Here is a 19,327-nt window from a genome sequence, read left to right as displayed (position 1 = left end):
TGCCGCGGCCATTGCCGAAGCGCTCATCGGAATTTTTGAAAACGCGGCCCAGTCCAGCCTCGCGGGCGCGCGCCGGCAGTCGCTGGACGCGGCTTTCCGCGGCCTGCGCGGACGCCAGATCCCGCCGCGCCTCGAAGAACTTCTCCGCAACGCCCTTGACCCGGCCCTGCGTTCGCGCGCGAGCGAGCTCAGCCGCGCGGCCGCGCCCGGCGCCATGGCCACGGCCTTTGCCCAGGTGTTCGGCGAGCAGGCGTCTTCTTCGGTCAACGACGCGTGGACCGTCTTCGTCAACGACCAGGCGCCTTTGAGAAAGAGAATGATTTACGTGAGCGCGGAAAAAGCGCTTGCTCCCATGGACGTGGCCCCGCTCGATCACACGCTGCGGCACGTGCGGCTGTGGAGCCAGGACCTGGCCCTGGAAGAACTCGAGTTCGAGCCGCTCCGCCAGCTGGCGCTGCGCTACGGCCTCGAATTCAATACCGGCCCGGGCAATCTGTCGGAGCTCGACGTCAATCTCCCGGCGATCCAGCGCGCGCCGCAGCCGGAAACCAGCCCCGCCGTCAGGGAAGTGCTGCGCGGCGCACGCACGCTCGACCGCCTGCAGGACATCCCGCGGGCGCAGGCCCAGGTCGGGCACGATCAGATCCAGGCGCAGTACCGCGCGCTTCTCGACGCGAGCGGCATCGCGTACGATCCCGCGACCACGGTCATCACCGTCGTCAACACCCAGCAGAAACCGATGGAGCCGATGCTGGACCTTTTCGGCCGCGCACTGAACAGGAATGGAGCAAGGCTCGAAGGCCCGGTCACGATCAACCTCGATCTCGAGACGATCGAGTTCGGCCGCGCCGAAATGAGGTGGATTTATCTGAAAGTGAAGGGCGAGGTCGAAGCCGTTCCGGTTGACGAAGCGCTCGTCCGCAGCCTCTCGATGGGCCGGCCTTCCGACGCGGCCGTTGCCATCAAACAGAAGATCAAGGACCTCGGCGATGCGTACCGGTTCGGCCGCGCCGCGGCGCTCACCGCGCTTCTCCCCGCCGCGCACCGGGAAAAAGTGCTGGCAAGCCTGACCTTCTTCGACCGCTACAAGATGGACCCGTACCTGCGCGCCGTGGAACCGTCGCTCCGCAACCGCGTGGCCCTCGCTTCTTACACCGCGCAGACGCCGGCCTGGCCGGACAAGGCGACGGAATTCCTGTATCCCGCGAAGTTCCGCCTGAGCCGCATCAAGCGCGAGACGCTTCCCGCGGCGAACCAGGCGAACCTCACCGCGCATTTGACGGCCGCGGCCGAAGACATTGCCGAAGAAACCGGAGTGCTCGTCCAGCATCAGCACGCGGACCGTCCCGGCCAGGCGGCTGCGAGCTACCGCACGGACACGAAAACGCTGACGGTCGACAACGGCCTGGCGGCGATCGCTCCCGCGCTGGAAGCCGGCAATCCCGATTCCGAATCGTTCCAGGCCTTGATCCGCGACATGTTCCGCGCGGCCGTCGCTTACGAGCGCGCGGCGGTCATCACGCCCGAAGAAGTGCAGCGCCAGAGCTTCCTTTATTTCCGCGGCCAGCCGACAGAACTGCTGCAGATGCAGCGCGTGCTGAAGAAGCAGGGCCTCGAAGTCGCGAAATCGTTCACCGAAGGGCTCGAAGAATTCGCCCAGACCAGCTACCCGACGCAGTTCACGTACACCGCGGATCAGCGCCGTGCCACGGTTCCGGACCGCGAGCGTTTGAAGGGCGAGCGCCTGATCGAGCGCGCGGCGCAGCTGACGGGCGTGGATTTTGCTTTCGCGGACCGCCCGGGAATGCCGGCCGCGGTTTACGACACGGCCGCCCGGAAAATCCTGGTCGACCGCGCGATCCTCGCTTTCCTCGCCAGCCCCGCGCTGACCGACAGGGCCCGCGAGATTTTCGTCCGCGACCTCTTCGAGCAGCTCAAGCTGTACAGCATCGGGCATTCGAAGTGGGAGGTCTACGACAAGCGCTCGGCCTACTTCAAGGAAAACCCGGAAGAGTTCCTGATCCTGATGGACGTCCTTTCCAAAGGCGCCTACGAGATCCTGCCCTCGGGCCTGCCTCAGGAAATTCAGACGGGCCAGGATTACCTGGACCAGCTGAACGTCTCGGTCTCGCTCGGAAAATTCCGCCGTGAGAATCCCAACCACCCGTATTTCAACCGCTATAAGGAAGCCGCCTCGGGCGCGCATGCGTTCCCGGAAACGCTGTGGATCCTGAAGAAATCCGAAGTCAACGGCATCAAGACACAGGTCTTCGACGCGTCCTACGCCGCCGTGGAGCGCATCGACCGCGGTCTCAAGGCCGAGGGCAAGCGCCTGAAGATCGCCGTCATCTTCGCGATCCAGAAAGACGTGAAGACGCTCAGCCCGTTCGACGCCGTGACCAACCCGACCGGCCAGGACGCGCTGCGCGGCAAGATCAAGCAGCTCGAAGAACTCTTCGGCGGCACGAACATCGACTGGGAACTCGTGATCAGCTCGCCGGCCTCGTCGCCGGACCAGAGCGGCAAGGCTGCCGAAGACATCATCAAGCGCGATTTCCCGAACTATCACGTGGGACAGCGCGCGCGTTCGATCATCATCCAGGGCAAGGCGCCGGGCAAAGGCGGCAAGCTGAAAGCCGCGGCCGAAGACGCGCTGGAAAGCCGTCCGGAACACAAGCCCGCGGACATCGTGATGTATACCGACGTCGACCTCGCGGTCGACCTGCGTCAGACCGGCCTGGTCATCCAGGACATGGTGAACGACCACGGCGAAGTGCTGGACGTCGTCGGCGTGGGCTCGCGCCCGAACTTCGCGTTCCCGCCGCTGCCGCCGCACGACGTCGAAGGCGTGATCAACGCGGCCAACACGCAGCTGAGAAAATACTTTTTCACGCAGAGCCCGGTGCTCGCCGGCATCGCGGACACGCAGATGGCGCTGAAAGCCTTCCCGGGCAAGATGCTGGACGATTACATCGAAGATACCAAAGACCTGGACTGGTCGTTCGACACCGAATGGCTGCAGCTCGCGCAGGAAAGGGGAGCGGCGCTCAAGCGTTACTTCGTGTTCTGGACCAACTCGGAAGATTCCAGCACCAACCCGCGCATGCGCTGGGAAATGCTGAAGACCTGGGCGCAGCAGGACAAGAACATCGGCAAGGTGCAGACGATCGACGAAGAAGACCGTGAGATGCTGATCGCGCTGGCGACCGAGGCCATGGCCTCGCCGTTCCCGCGCATGGTGGAACTGGCCAATCAACTCAGCGACTGGTTCGCGGAATCCCGCGACCGGTATCTTTCGTACCCGGCCGACGCCGGCCCCGAGCCCGCGGATGTTGCGAGCGCTCAGGAAGCCAACCTGGAAAAATACTTCGCGGAAGTCCTGACCGGCGTGACCGGCGACAGATCCTATGCCTGGAAAGACCCGCGCGGCCAGACGGTCGTCGAGCTGGGCAAGCGCGGCTTCCCGAATTTCGGCTTTTACTTCGAGCCGCGCGCGGGCCGTCCGCTGGCCGCGTACAACCCGCAGACGCAGAAACTCGAAATCGACACCCGCCTGGCGCTGATCGCGCCGGACTTCACCGCGGCTTCAACCGAGCGCGATGAGTTCAAGGCCTTTGTCCGCGACGTGGTGCGCATGGGCATGCTGTTCGCGGGCGGCTACGTCAAGGCGAACGCGATCAAGCGCAATCTCGTGGAAGTACGCAAATCGGAACTGCGCGCGACCGAAGCGGGCTCGATCCGCAATGTGCTTGGAAAATTGAATGCCGGCAAAGATTACAAGGCAGGCCTCGCGGACGTGAAGCCGCCCGAATCGCTCAGCACGCTCGAAATCAAGGACCGCGAGCGCAGCTCCGTCACGCCGGAAGAGACGACGACTCTCAAAGGCTATCTCGACGCCTTGAAAGCGCGCACCGGCATCGACTACACGCTCGCCGACCGCAAAGGAAAATCCGTCGCGGCTTTCGATCTCAAGGCCGGGGCCAAGGGCGCCATCCAGTTCGACGTGGGCCTTGCGATCATCGCGCCCAAGCAGGAAAACACGCCGGCCAGCAAGGCGTTCATGGTCTTCCTGAACGACCTCTTCGAGCAGCAGGCGCTTTACCGCCAGGGCCTCAGCAAGTGGGACGTGTTCGACAAGCGCGTCGAATACTTCAAGGAACACGTGGAAGACTACCTGATGCTGATGGACATCATGATGTCCGGCAAGTACGACATTGTGCCCGGCGTCCCGAAAGGCATCACGACGAATGATCAGTACTGGAAATCTTTCGACGTGGGCGTGCCGCTCGGCGAATTCCAGGCCGCGCACCCGGATCATCCGTACTTCCAGCGTTACGCCAACGCGACGGTCGACGGGCACGCGTTTCCGGAAACTCTGTGGCTCCTGCCCAACGATACCGTGCAGGCGATCAACCGCGAAGTCTTCGCGCCGTCCTACGCGGCCATCAAGAGGATCGACGGGGCGCTGAAGGCCAAAGACAAGCGCATCAAAGTGTCGGTCCTCGTCGCCATCCAGAAAGACAAGAACACGCTCCTTCCGTTCGACGCGGAAAAGAATCCCACGGGCCAGGACGCGCTGCGCGGCAAGATCAAGCAGCTGGAAGAACTCTTCGGCGGCACGAACATCGACTGGGAACTGGTTTACGCGTCGCCGGTCAGCACGTTCGAGCAGAGCGCGCAGGTCGTGAAGGAAATCCTCGCGGAATCGTACCCGCAGTACCTCGCTTCCGGCCAGGTGCGCGCGCTTTCCATCCAGGGACGCGCTCCGGGCAAAGGCGGCAAGCTGCATCACGCGGCCATCGACGCCCTGGAAGACAGGCCCGGGCATACGCCGGCCGACCTTCTCGTTTACACGGACGTGGACCTTGCCGTCGATCTCCGCCAGATCGGTCTCATCATGCAGGACCAGGTCAATGACGAGGGCGAGATCCAGAACGTCATCGGCATTGGCTCGCGCCCGAAGTTCGCGTTCCCGGAACTGCCGCCCAACGACATCGAAGGCGCGATCAACCAGGCCGTTACCGGCATCCGCAAGCTCTTCTTCAACCAGGACATCATCCTGGAAGGCATCGCCGACACGCAGATGGCGCTGAAATCCTTCCCCGCGCGCACGGTCGCCGGCTTCATCGAGTCCGCGAAAGACAACAACTGGACCTTCGACACGGAATGGCTGACGCTCGCGCTCAAACAGCAGGCCAAGCTCAAACGCTACTTCGTGTTCTGGACCAACTCCGCGGAATCGAGCACGAACCCGAAGATGCGCTGGGAAATGCTGAAGACTTTTGTCGAGCAGTACCGCAGCACCGTGACGGTGAAGACGATCGACGAAGGGGACTTGGCCTATCTCGAACAGACCGCGATCAAGGCCATGGAATCGCCGCTGGAAAAGATGCTCGAGCTCGCCGATGAATTGAACGCCTGGCTCGCGCAGGCCCGCTTCAAATATCAGTCGTACCCGTCGCGCCTCGTGAACCTGGACCGCGCGCGCGTGCCGGCGGCGGACCGCCTCGCCGCGCTGAAGCAGTACCTGGACGCGGCCCTGCTGACCGAGACGGTGAAAAAGTCCGGGAAGTTCGGCGGCTACGAGATCGTGGACATGCCGGGCAAACCGGTCGCCGTCTACAATCCGAAAACCAAGAAAATGGACATCGACAGGGCGCTTGCGCTGACCGCGATCCCGGCCTTTGATCCTGCGAGCCCGGCGTCTCAGGCCTTCCAGTCGCTTATCAACGATATGCTGGAATTCGGCACGGAACTCCACGGCGGCGCCGTGAAGGCCTTTGCCTCGCTCCGCAACCTGCGCCGCCTGAACAAGCCGGAGCAGGCCGCGCATGTCAAACGCCTCGTCGCCATCCTCGAAGCCAGCACGTCGGTCCTCGCGACGGACGCAAGCTACCTCGCGGGCCTGAAGGCGATCAAAACCGAATTGCGCGAAGCCCCGGCCGTTTCGCTGGCCGAAGGCGTGGCCATGGCCCCGGCGGAAATCCAGGCGCCTGCCGCGCAGGTCTCCGCGGCCGGAGCGGCCAAGACCGAACTGCGTGTCATCGAAGAAAAGCCCGAAGTCCGGGCGCCGCAGGCCGTCACGGCCATCGCGGCCGGAGGCGCGCCGCCGTTCGGGCCCGAGCGTCCGGAAATGCGCGAATTCGATTCCGAGCGCGCGAAAAACGTGCTGGTCCGTTACGCCGAAGAAGTCATGGATCTGCCGCAGCCCACGCTGCGCCGCCTGCGCCAGGAAAAAACCGCGGCGGGCGTGTTCGATTACCTTGAAAATTACCTGAACGCGGAGGATGTCGCGCGCTTCGGCATCGTGCTCGATAACGGGGCGCGGGAAGCCGTCGACTACGTCGCGGGGCAGGGCGTTGCTTACATCATGACCGGCATCGACCGCGAGTTCATCCCCAAGCGCATCTATGGGGACATCATGCTGCCGATCGAGCAAAGCGGCGGCCAGGTCTGGGGCGCGCACGAAGTGCCGGACCCGGGCTATCCGCGTAATAAAATGGAAGGCATGAAGCGCCTGGCCGAAGAATACGGCGGCAAGCACATTCTGAGCATCGGCGACGGCATTGCCGAGGCCGAGGCCGCCAACGCCGTGGGCGCGAATTTCGTGCTCATCCGCCGGCCCGAGATGGCGGGAAAGAATCCCGCGGAACGCTATGCCACGCAGGTCGTCGACGGCCTGGGCAACTGGAACAACTGGCTGCGGCGGATCATCAAGCAGAACGACATCAAAGCTGTGGTCTTCGACTGGGACGGCACGCTGTCCAAAAGCGCGATCACGGCCGAGACCAATCAGGCCCGTCTCATCTATGCGCTCGCAAGCGGCCTGCGTGACAGCCCGCGCGGTCCGAAGCTCGACCTCGCGAGGATCGCGGCCATGCCGTTCGACACGCTGAAAGCGCAGCCGATCGTGCAGGACGCGCTGAAGATTGTCCTGGAAACCAACGGACTTTCGTCCTCGCGCCGTTTCGACAATTACTTTGTGCCGTACTTCGTCAGGCAGAACATCGGCTTGAAGGCCGAACTCAGGACCGTCGACGAAATCACGGCCGGAGTCACCGCCCGCATGGCCGGCGCCCGCAGCAATAACGAAGTCCGGTTCGAACAGGCGAATGCGCTCGTCCAGGAAGCCTGGACGCGGCTCACCGACGACCAGGGCAGCCTCGCTGATTCTTATCTGAATGCCGCGCACGCCCTTTATCAGGGCCTTGCGCGCGACGCGCGCTGGATCCCGGCCCGGCTGACCGGCCTGCTGGTCTGGGCCGCGGGCCGGATTTACCGCGCCATGGGCTGGCAATGGGCGGCCCGGCTGCATTTCGCGCTGGAGGCGCGCCAGAATCTGGGACTCTTCGAGCATCTTTTCCGCCGCGTGACCTGGGTCCTCGGAGGCACGCAGGTCGACGTCTATGATCCCGCGACCGGCCAGAAGACGGACCGCCGCATTTCCATGCAGGCCGCGCACCGTGACGGGGAAGTGCACACCTCGGTCTTCCTGATGGGCAAGCACCCGAACGGCAAGTGGATGCTCCAGAAGCGCGGCGACACGTTCGTTTTCCCGCGCACACGCACGATGACGGTGACCGGCGGCGTGGATCTCGATGACGTCGACGGCCTGGCCGCGATCAAGCGGGAAATCCACGAAGAATGGGGACTGCCGCTGGAAGCGATCGACGAGTCCCGCATCCGCAAGGTCGTCAAGTCGTCCGACCGGCCCTTTGACCACCCGATCTTTTTCGAGCTTGCGCGCTTCGACGCCCTGAACGCGGAACAATATAAGAAGCTGCTGAAATCCGCCGCAGAAATCCAGGCGCGGGAACAGCGCGCGCAGCCCGACGCCGCGCGGCGCACGCTCTTCCAGTTCGACGCCAAGACGCGTTCGGTGCTGGCTTACGTGCTTCATAAAGAAGACGTGGAAGCGCTGCACGAAGCCACGGGCAAGATCGCGCTGGACACCGGCCTTCCTGAAAGCGACCACTGGATCAACAACGAGCTCATCGCGCTTTACACGTATGATTTCAACGCGCAGGAAATCGCGGCCCTGCAGCCGGACACGAAAGTCGAAGGCATCCAGGGTTACGACCTCATGACGTCGGCCGAAATGGACCAGGATTTCCGCCGCAATCCCGCGGGCTATACCGACGCGGTGGCGCTGGCCGTCCTGGACGCGGAGGTCCGCCGGCAGCTCGACGACCGCGGCCTTCAGAAGCCGGTCAAATCGGAACTGCGCAAACTCTCCGACGACATTCTCGCGCTCGATTTCTCGAAGCCGGAAACGCTGGGCAAGGCGCAGGAGATCTACCTCGAGCATCAGCTGGACCTCGGGCAGGAAGTGGCGCTGCATCACATGACCCTGGAAGATGCGCTCTACGATCAATTGGACCAGATCCAGATCATCAGCGACGAGCTGCGCAAGCGCGGCCTGACCGACCCGGAAATCGTCCCGATCATGTACAACCCGCAAAATGCCGCGGACGGTTACCGCCGCGTCATCACGCCGGACAATTTCGTGATCCGCTACATCGCCAAGCGCGCACGCCGCCAGGGCGCGCCGCTCTCGGAACTGCAGCCGTACAAGAGCATCAATTATCCGTACGGCGTTTTCCCGGACCCGTTCAAAGATCTCGGAACGAAAGAGCCGCACAAGATCATCCATGAAATCTCGCGCCGCATCGGCGATGCGACCGTCAAGGCCTGGTTCATGTGGAATGCGTACCCGCATCAGGAGCACCAGGGCATGCTGGTCTACGAAAAGGCCGAGCGCCAGCGCATGGGCCGCAAGTTCCTGCGCCTTGTCCTGGACGCGGCGAAAGAGATGCCGGGCTCGACGTTCACGTTCAACTCGATCGGGGCCAATGCGTCGGTCGGACACCCGCACGTGCACTTCTTCCAGAACAAGGAACTGCCGTTCGACAACATCAAGACCGAATCACTGTTCGTGAGCGATTCCATCCGCGTGGAAAGCATCGTTACTTCCGATGCCATGCCGCTCAGCGGGTTTGCCCTGAAGCCCGATTCCACGATGCCGGAGACGCTCGACAACCTGGCCACGCTTGCCCAGGCCATGATGGAAAACCTGCACAACCGCAACATCCCGTACAACGTCATTTATAAGAAGAACGTCCTGTACATCATCCCGAGAGCCGTGCAGCCCGTGGGACGGTTCGGCCAGTCGTTCTCGGGCGTGGAAATCGTGGGCAATATCCTGTTCCAGAACGGCGAAGACCTCCTGGCCACGGCGTATGCCCGCAGCCAGGGCATCACGTCGGGCTGGTACCAGGAACGGGCGCTGGCCAAGCAGCGCGTCGAAGCCGGGACGGCCGTGAACGGTGATGCGGCGAAAGCCGCGGAGCTGGACGCGTTCGTCAAGTCTACGCTGGACAACGTGACGGCCGCCGACATCCGCGAGGCGTACCGCAACATTTCGCTGTACAAGCCGGTTTTCGAGACGCTCGTCCGCGAATTCCGCGTGATCGGCAAGGTCTTCGACTGGGCCAGCACGAGCCCGGCGCGGGAAAGCTCCAGTGACGCGCGCCTCATGATCCAGCGGCTGATCGACGAGCAGGAAATCTACGAAGGCAACAACCCGGACTTTTCGCTGGTGCTCGCCAAAGTCGTGGCGCCTTTCCAGGGCCGCTATGCGCTGAGCCAGGTTATCCAGCAGCTCCTCGACCGGCACCAGATCGGCTCCTCCCTGGATGAAGAAACGCTCGGCCTTTTCCTCGGAAGCCCGCAGAAGGCGCGTTCGCTGAAGGCCTCGATCGAGGCCGAGCTTAAGATGGGCGTCGACGACGAGACGTTCGTGAACGCCCAGGACCTCAAGCTCGACGAAAAGAGATGGCTGATGAGCATTCTGCGCCGCAACGAGAACCTGACCGCGTACCCGGCGGTCCTGAAAATCGCTCCGGCAAAAAGAAACGCGGTCGTCCAGAAGCGCGAACGCCAGAAAATCACGCCCGAGGAACAGCTGCTCAACACCTTCCTCGAGCAGGCGCGCCGCGACACGGGCATCAACTTCGAGCTGTCCAACCGGCCGAACCGCAGCGTGGCTTACTACCACGCGGGCAAGAAGAGCCTCATCATCGACCGCGGGCTCGCGGCGATCTTCGAAGGCTATACCGGCGACGAGGAACGCCACAACGCCTACCGCGTTTTCATCGACGATCTGTTCCGCCACGCGGCGCTGTATGCGAACGGGCTGAACACGTGGGAAGTCATCCGGCAGCGGACCCATGACCTGAGCTCGAAGCCCGCGGACGTGCTCACGCTGATCGACATCCTTTCCGGCGGCAAGCTCGGGCTGCTGCAGCCTTCGCCGCTCGCGGTCGAGGAGAGCAATTACACGGACACGTACGTGCGCGCGCTGCGCATGGCCACGCCGCTGGACGGCCTGCGCCAGGAACAGCCGCAGCATCCTTATTTCGCGCGGCTCGCGGCCTGGACGCCGCAGTCTCCGGGATGGCCGGAACGCTTCAAGGCCGAAGTCCTGAACAACTGGATTATCACGCAGGACCAGGTCGAGAAGGTCCGCGACCTTTTTATCGAGTCCGCGAAAAATGTGGATCAGATCGACGCCCAGCTCAAGCAGGAAGGCAAGCGCCTGAAAGTCGCGTACGTAATCGGCATCTACGGCGAAAAGGGACGGCTCAATCCCAAGAGCGCGGACAATCCTTACGGAGAAGACGCGCTGCGCGTCAAGCTCGAGCGCCTGAAAGAACTCTACGCAGGCACGAACATCGACTGGGAAGTCATTTACGTTTCGCGCAACGCAACCGACCCGGACCGCAGCGGGGACGTGGCGCGGCAGATCCTCGCTTCCGACGCGGCGCTTACGCCTTATCTGACTTCCGGCCAGGTTCGCATCGTCAACATGGAAAGCGCGGACCCGTCCGAAGGCAAAGGCTCGCAGATCGTGCACGGCATGAAGTACGCGATCAGCTCCGAAGCCGGAGGCCGCGCGCCCGCGGACCTCGTGTTCTACACCGACGCCGACAACACGATGGACCCGCGCTGGAGCGGCGTCGCGCTTGGGGCCACGGTGCTCACCGAGCAGGGGAATATCCGCTTCAATGCCGCCCAGAAATTCGAATCCCGGATCGTGGCGACCGGTTCGCGCTTCTCGAACCCGTCGGGACGCCAGCTTTACGACGAAGACGATTTCGAAGATTTCGCGCTGCCCATGGGCGTGGATCCGCTGCCCACGGCGGAAGCCGACCGCGTGAAAGTCGTCACGCGCGAATACTTCGCGAAGATTTACCTCTTCACGCCGCTCACGCACGACAGGCTCGTGGACTCGCAGGTCGGCATGAAGCTTTACCCGCGCAACATCCTCGAGGCGATCCTCCGCAAATCCGTGGAGAAGCGCTTCAGCTTCGACACCGAACTGCTCCTCCTGGCGCAGCAGGAAGGCGCCACTTTCGTGGAACGGCCGATGCTGTGGACGGATTCGCCGCGCTTCTCGACGCTGCAGACCGCGGCCGGCCGCTGGCAGAACTTCCTGGACTGGATCCGCCAGTACCGCCAGATGAACCGCCTCGAAACCCTTTCCAGCGCCGACCTGGTGAGCATCGAAGACATTGCCCGGGCCGGTAAAGCCGCCGCCGACGCGAATCAGAGCACGCTGAAGATCGCGCAGGAACTCAAGGACAAGGCCGTGGGACTGGCCGGAAAATACCTGGCGTATCCCGCGGTGCTGACCGTCCCGCGTTCGGCCGGGACCCTCAGCGACCGCCGCTCAAATCTGGAGCAGTACCTGGCCCCTTACAAGAACCAGTATCACATCGCGGATTCGAGCCGCCGGGGCGCCTTCGAAGAAGTGCCCGTGGCGTTCTTCAATCCCGTCCGCCGGAGAGTGGAACTGGATGACGCGCTGGCCCTTCTCGCGCCGGAATATTCGGCGGATTCGATCAAGAGCCGGCAGTTCCAGGAATTCATCGACGACATTTTCCGTGTGGTGACCGGATTGCCCGCCGTCTACACCAAGACCGACAGCCTGAGAGCCCTTGCCGGCGATTCTTCGCGGGCGATGGCGGTCATGGATTTCCTGGGCGAAGAAGTCAACCGCGTCCAACTCACCGACGACGCGTATTTCAGCCGCATCGACGACATCGCCCGCCACGCGGAGATGCGTTACGTGGAAGACGCCACGGCCACGAAAAAGGCGCCCGGCACGGAGCCGACGACGAACTTCGAATCGTACTTCCTCGCGCACCTGAGCAGCGCGCTGCGCGCCAAGGCCCGGGCCGACCAGCCCACCCAGAAATTTGCGAAGATCGAGGCCATTCCCGATGCCGTGACCGACCTGATCGCGGAAAGTTATCCCGTGAGCGGCGAAAGCCTGCGGCTCCTCGAAGCCAAGAAGCGCGAGCCGACCACGTTCCGCGGACGCCTGCTGCTTCTCCTGAAACAGGGCAAGATCAAGTTCATGATCGACGACATGAGCGCGACCGAGACGATCATGGAAGTCGCGAGCCGCGATCCGTATTATCAGCCCATCCTGAGCCGCCAGTCCCGCAAGTTCCAGGGCGAGATCGAAAAGCTCAAGGGAAACCTGGCGGAAATCGGGGAATCGGTCCCGCAGCGCGAGCCGCTGCTCGCCCTGCTGCGCCAGCTCGCTCAGCAGGCCAAGAAGATCGAGCCCAGCATGGACCTTTCCCTGGACGAAGCCATTACGCTGGCTAAAGCGCTTCCGACTTCCGAGCCTAAAAACAACCTGATCAAAGGATTGAACCGCCTGAAAGGGATGGCGCTCCTGCGTGAGAGGATGTACCCGCGCTTCGACGAACAGCGCAATCCCATGGGCGTCGTCAGCTTCATCAACGAAGGCAAGGACGACGAAGGCAAAGACACGATCTTCGTGCACCTGACCAAGCGCACCTGGGAAGAAATGAAAGGCAACGTCAACTTCCTCGCGCAAATCGTGATCCATGAAGCTTCCGAAGAACTGATCGGATCGCCGGAACTGCTCACGCCGCACGCCATGGGCGGGATTTTCGAATCCTTCCTCCTGAGCGAAGAGGCGCGCAAGGCGGGCATTTCGGACATCAACCTGTGGTTCCTCAGAAATGGCAACGAAGAATACCTCGAGATGCTGGCCCGCGACTACCTGCCGACCAAAGACCCGAGCATGTGGAATTTCCGCCAGGCGCTGGATCAGACCGCGCGCCGCAAGGGCGTGATCCTGCCCGGCAGGACGGATACGCCGGACTTCCGGCTTTCGGAGATCGACGTGAGAAAGGCCCCGAATACGCCGAACCTGGCGCGCGAAGACCGCCTCGTGCTCGAAGCCGAGTACCGCGGCAAAGGACGGCTGGAGCCGATCGAAGCCGACGTGCGGGAATGGATCGAACGGCACGGCATCGGGGAAAATTTCACCAACAAGTTCATGGAATCGCTGCAGCGCGTGGATTTCAAGATCGACGACGTCCGCGTCGCGGGCAAGCCGCAGGCCTTTTATCCGCGGCCCGACGCGGCGAAGCTTCCCGAGGGCACGCCCGGGATCCTGTTCTTCATGACGTACGCGGAACCGGACAAGCCGCAGGAATCCAAGCTCGAGCTGCACATGACCGAAGAGACGTGGCGGCAGGCCCAGGCCTCGCCGGCCTTCCTCGCGCAAGTTCTCGTCTACAACTACGTGCTCAACTACCTGCCCTGGGTCGAAGGCCTGTCGCGCAATGCATGGGCGGGTTTCCAGGCCCTGCATTTCGCGATGCCGGAGCACCGGAGCCACTGGGTCAACGATCTCGACCAGTACGTGATCCAGCACGAAGCGGCGGAGGGCAACATCCGGTACCTGTTCGACTTCCTGTGGAATTACCGCAGCAGCAAGGACGTGATCGGCAATTACAAGCGCTTCATCTACAAGATGTTCAACGACATCACCCGCGCCAAGCCGGACGCGCTCGCGCTGGCGGTCAGGTCCGGTGAAGACCTGCTGGTCTATTACGCTTACCTGTTCGAAGAACGCCTTATGGACATTCCGATGGACAAGAGGCTCCAGGCCCTGGCCCCGCTGCTCGAAGATGCCGCGGCCAAGAACCCGGCCATCGCCGAACATATTTCCGGTAAGAACCAGCGCTACCTGTATTCGCCGCCGGTCGACGAGCTCGAAGGCCTGAAAGTGTATGTGCCCGAAGGCATCGGCAGCATCATGGAAACCGAAGACGTCGAGCCCGAGCTGCAGCTGCGCGCGCTGAAAGAGGAAGAGCAGCGCAGAATCCAGAATGCCCGGGACAGCATGATCGACTTTAAGGCCCGGCGCGCCAAGCTTCTCGAGGAAAAGGCGGGGGTTGTCGCTGAAATCGCCGGCAAAAAAGCGGAACTCGGCAGGCTCGATGCGGGCGTTGCCGAAAACGCGGAACCCATTGCCGCGCTCAAGGATCAGATCCGCCAGCTCGACGAAGTCCGCCTCAAAGACCTCAACGAACTGATCAAGGGCGTGAACAAGCGCCTCGACACCGCGGCCAAAGAGATCGCGGAAACCTCAGGCCATCCGTTCATCGACTGGCTGCTCGCGCAGGCACGGGGAATGCGCATGGACCACAACATCCAGCCCTTCCTGCTCGCGCTTTACGGCATGAGCGGCACGGGCAAGACCACGCTGACCGACATCCTGCTGGAACACCTGGCCAAGGAGGAGGGCGACGTGGACCGTTCCAACGAGCCTCTCGGCAACCTGGTCAGCTACATCAGCTCCGACGCGAACCTGAAAGGGCCGATCCGCTACGAGCGCCTGCCGGACGGCGGACGTTTCACGATCATCGCCGAACAGCCCATTTACAACATCGCCGGCAGCGGCCGCGACCTGCTCAATCTCGTGAGCGGCCAGCCCATCCTGACAAAAGTGGACCCTCATGCGCCGCGTCCGAGCGGGCATTCGCATGACGACAAATTCCTGCAGGGCCAGCGCACGATCCGCGGTGACCGCCTGAAATGGCTGCTCATGGACCTCACGGTTTTTGGCTTGGACCAGTCCATCCTGAGAACCGTGAACGACAACGGCATGATCGTTCCCGTTGCGTTCGCGAAAGACGTCGTGCGCCTCCTGCGCCGCCTCGACCGCGACGCGCGCAAAAAAGAAGAAGGCGGCACGCGCGGCGACTCCAAGCTTTACATCCTCGGCGATTACACGATGAAGCAGATCCAGGAAGGTCTCTTCTATAAGAGGCACATGATCCTCGACATGGCGCGCCGGCACCGCGACGGCGCGGTCGTGTGGCTGCAGGACGAAAACAGGCTCGTGCGCGTGCCCAATCCGGATGAAAAGAAACCCGAGCTCCGCGCCCCGGAAGCGAAGCCGCGGACCGAAGTCAAACCCGCGGCCGAAGCGGCCGCCGTGCCCGCCGCCGCAGCCCGTGCGGAACTGCGCGAGTTCGATGAAACGTCCGAATCCGATCCGCGCGACATGATCCTGCAGTACCAGGTGTTCACCAAGAAGGCACCGGGCTCTTCCGACCTGACCAGTGAAGAAGAACGCTTCCTCATGGCTTTGAGCGACCGCCTGTACAACACGATGGACCCGGTGCGGCGCGCGTCGGTCATCGACATTCACGCGCATCCGACCGGCGAGGCCGTCATGGAAAGGATCCGGCGCGTGTTCCCGGTCGACGACGAGGCGCTGGCCACCATGCTCAAGGGCGGCGAAAATCTGCCGGAACCCGCGACGTTCGGCGAAAGGCTGCTGTTCCTCCTGAAGAAAGGCCGCATCCGGTTCATGGTGGACCGGCTCGGACCGGACGAGAGAGGCCCGGGCTCGGATTCGTTTGAAAAGATAATCAAACCTTTGGCAAAGCGCATGGGCTACGAGCATCTCGTGCACGACGAATTCCTGTACCCGCGCCTGGACCCCACGAAGAATCCCATGGGCATTCTCAGCTTCGTGACCTACGGCTACGAGAGGGCGCCGGGCGACATCGTGACCGACCTGACGCTCAACGAGAAAAAAGCCCAGCTCATCACGATGATCCGCAGGAGCCAGCGGGAAGAAGCGGCCGCGCTGGCGGCGGCGATCAGGGAGTACGAGAAAAATCCCATTCTGCTCGTGCACCTGCCGCAGGCGACCTGGCAGCAGCAGCAGAACAATCCGGATTTCCTCGCGCAGCTCATTGTCGCGGAAACCGCGGAACGTCTGCTCGGCTCGCCGGACCGCATCACGCGCCACAAGCAGTCCGTGCTCCTGGAAATGTACCTTACGCCGGACAAACGCAGCGGCATCAGCGACCTGAACCAGTGGTTCCTCGACCACGCCGTGGCCGAAGACCATCCGGGCCCGAACGGCAAATACAACGAGGGCTACAAGCAGTACCACCGGGATCATCTGAAACAGCATTACGAGCTCTACCTGCAGCGGCTCAACCGCGAATACGACCTGCGCGCGGACACCACCATGGGCAGCTTCTACCATCAGCTCTGGGAAGCCACGACGCGCGGCGAAGGCGCGGACATGGGCGCCCGCAAGCGCGTCATCCGGGCCGCGCCCGCGGAATTCGAACGGGAACTCTTCTTCAAGAAGGCGCCCAGCACGCCCAATCTCGATCCCGTGCGCTTCGGCCTGCTGGAAAAATACAAAGGCCGGGGAACCGACATCACGCATCACACCTACGAAGACGGCGTGGAAGGCGAACGCTACAGCGTGCCGCGCGAAGTCAAGGCCTGGATCGACAAGCGCAAGATCGGCAAGATCTACGACGGTCTCAGCCAGATGATGCAGCAGGAGAAGATCGTGTTCGTGGTCGACGACCTGAAGGGCAATTCCCTTTACCCGCGGCCCGACAGCGCGGAGTATCCCGGCATCCTGTTCTTCCCGACGCTCGCCGAAGACGGCACGTACGAAATCCACATGCCCAAGGAAGTGTGGCAGAAGAAATGGGTCGAAGCCGCGCCGGAAGACAAGCCCGCGTTCCTGGCCGAAATGCTCGTCTTCACCTACACGCAGAACGCCCGGCTGCTCGTGCAGGGCCTCGGCCTCCACGCCTTTGCCGGCATGATGTCCCAGCATTTCTCGGGACAGCAGGCCACCAACGAAGGCGTGACCGCGCTCGACCTGTTCTATCTGGATTGGGCCGCCGAGCATGAGAACATCAATTACCTGTACCGCGTCCTGTGGGATTACCGCAGCAGCATGGACCCGGTGGGCAGCTTCAAGCAGGCCATTTACCGGCGCATCGCGCGCATCGACAAAGCCAAGCTCGTCGCGTCCATCAATAACGGCCGTGACTTCCTGATGTACTACGCGTACCTCTTCGAATTCGAATACAAGAACGTGGCCTGGGGCACGCGCGGCGCGCGCATTGCCGAAGACCTGAAGAAATACCTGGCGGACCATCCCGCGCCGATCGCGGAGGGCATCCTCGCCGACGCGGCCCGGAAGCAGGCGGCCAATCTCGACGCCTCGCCGCAATATGTTTTCAATCTCGAATACACGGAAAAAGACGAGGGCGGCGCCGAGGTGCATCACGAAGTCCTCATGCCGCAGGACCTGGGCGCTTTCCTGCCGTTCCGGGAAATGCCGCAGGCGGAACAGCCCCGCGCCTTGAGAACCGAAGAACAGGAATCGCTCGACCGCATTGAGCGCGAGCTCGAGGCCTGGCAGGAAAAACTGCAGGACGCCCGGGCCCGGCTTGTCGTGCTGCGCGCGGCGCCTCCTTCGGCCGAAGGCGCTCAGCCGGATGCCCAGCCTCTTCTGGATGAAATCCGCGCCATCCATGCGCAGATGGGCGAGCTGACCTCGCAGAAAGCGGCCATTACCAACGAGCCTTACATCGAATGGCTCGTCGAACGGATTTTGTTGAAGCACCAGAGCAAGCTCGCGGCCTCCGGGCCTCATCTGCTGGTCGTGGGCCTGTACGGGCTCTCGTCCACGGGCAAATCCACGCTTACGCATCAGGTCGTCGAACGGCTCAGAAGAAGGCTCGGAACAAAACGCGTCGACCAGGACAGCTCGGACGCGTACCTGCATCCCAAAGGCATGCGCCTTGTCGACGGCGTGACCGCCATCCGCGGCCCCGCGATTTACGACCTCGAATCCCAGCGCCGGAACATCGAAAACCTGCGCGCGGGCCAGAAGGTCACGGTTCCCGCGGACAAGCACGCGACGCGCGAAGAAGAGCGCCACGGCTACCGCGAGATCGACGGCAGCGAAGTGAGCATCCTGGTGCTGGACCTGACCGCGTTCGGCGTGGACCGCCAGGTCCTGCGGCAGACGGACATGTTCGAAACGATTCTCATGCGCGACGGCCGGACGCGTTTCGACCGCCGGTTCCCGCGCGACACGCGCCCCAAGGAAGAAGGCGGCGAACGCGGCATGAAGCCGTCGGAAGTCGCCGAAGACGGCATCGAAAAGCAGTTCCAGGAAAACTACGCCAAGGTGCTCGAAGTGCTGCAGCTGGCCTGGGACGTGGACGTGAACAAGGACGACGACAAGAAAGTGATTTTCCTCCAGGACACGGGACGTCTGGTATGGCTGGATACGGACAAGATCAAGCGGCAGCTTCCGGCGCCGGTTTCCGCGTCGGCGACCATGCCCGCGGGACAGCTGCCCACGGAACTGAAGCCCGGCCCGGCCGAACTGCGTGAGGCTCCCGCGGCGCCGCGTCCGGAAGTCCAGGTTCCGCCGCAGCCCGTCGCCCAGGAAATCGTGAAGCCCGAAGCCCCGCGCGCGGAACTCAAAGAAGCGCCCGGAGTCCGCGAACAGATGGTGGAAGCCGTGGGCGCGCCTTCCGAAGCGCGCTTTGCCGCGCTCCTCGACAAGATTACCGCCGCCGATGCGACCGGCGTCGAGCACACGCTCGACCGCGTGCTCGGCGAAGCCATTGCTGATCTGGCCGCCTCCGTCGGCGTGACCGCGAAGGCCGGAGCCGCGGGCCGTTACATCGTGGAATACAAGGCGGGCTATGACAAGACGTTCATCGAAAGCATGCTGGCCAAACTCGGCCCGAACGTGAAACTGGTCATCTACGCGAATGCCGCGGTGGGCGCCGCCGAACGCGAAATGCTGACACAGCTCGATACCGCCAACGCGCAGCTCGAAGTGCCGCTGTACGCGGATGTGACTTCGCTCGATGCCTTCGTCGCCAAGGTCGTCCAGGCCGACGAGCTGACCCGCGAGTTCGGCAAAGTCACGCGCATCACGCAGCTCATCACGGGCGCGGTCACTGAGTCCGCGAACCTCAAGGCCGCGCTGCTCAGCGCTGCGCCGCTGTCGGAAGGCGAGATCGTGGTGGCCGGCGACGAGCAGGTGAGCGTGGCCAATGTGAACACGCAGGCGATCGACCTCATGGAAGCGGTCGAAACCGCGATCCGCGCCGAAGCGCGCGTGCTGGAATCGGCCTAA

General features: G+C 63.0%; 1 protein-coding gene (only partly in view). It reads left to right on the top strand.

From position 1 onward, the window contains the following. Window positions 1-19,327: the 3' end of a hypothetical protein gene (locus VL688_11115; protein HTL48597.1), read on the top strand. The gene continues 52,553 nt to the left of window position 1, outside the view; 19,327 of the gene's 71,880 nt are visible here — the last part of the coding sequence; the start codon falls outside the window, past its left edge; its stop codon occupies window positions 19,325-19,327.

The organism is Verrucomicrobiia bacterium, from assembly GCA_035495615.1.
GTDB lineage: Bacteria > Omnitrophota > Omnitrophia > Omnitrophales > Aquincolibacteriaceae > DATJFP01.
The sequence above is the reverse complement of the archived record's forward strand: the minus strand, read 5'-3'. Positions and strand labels throughout refer to the sequence as shown.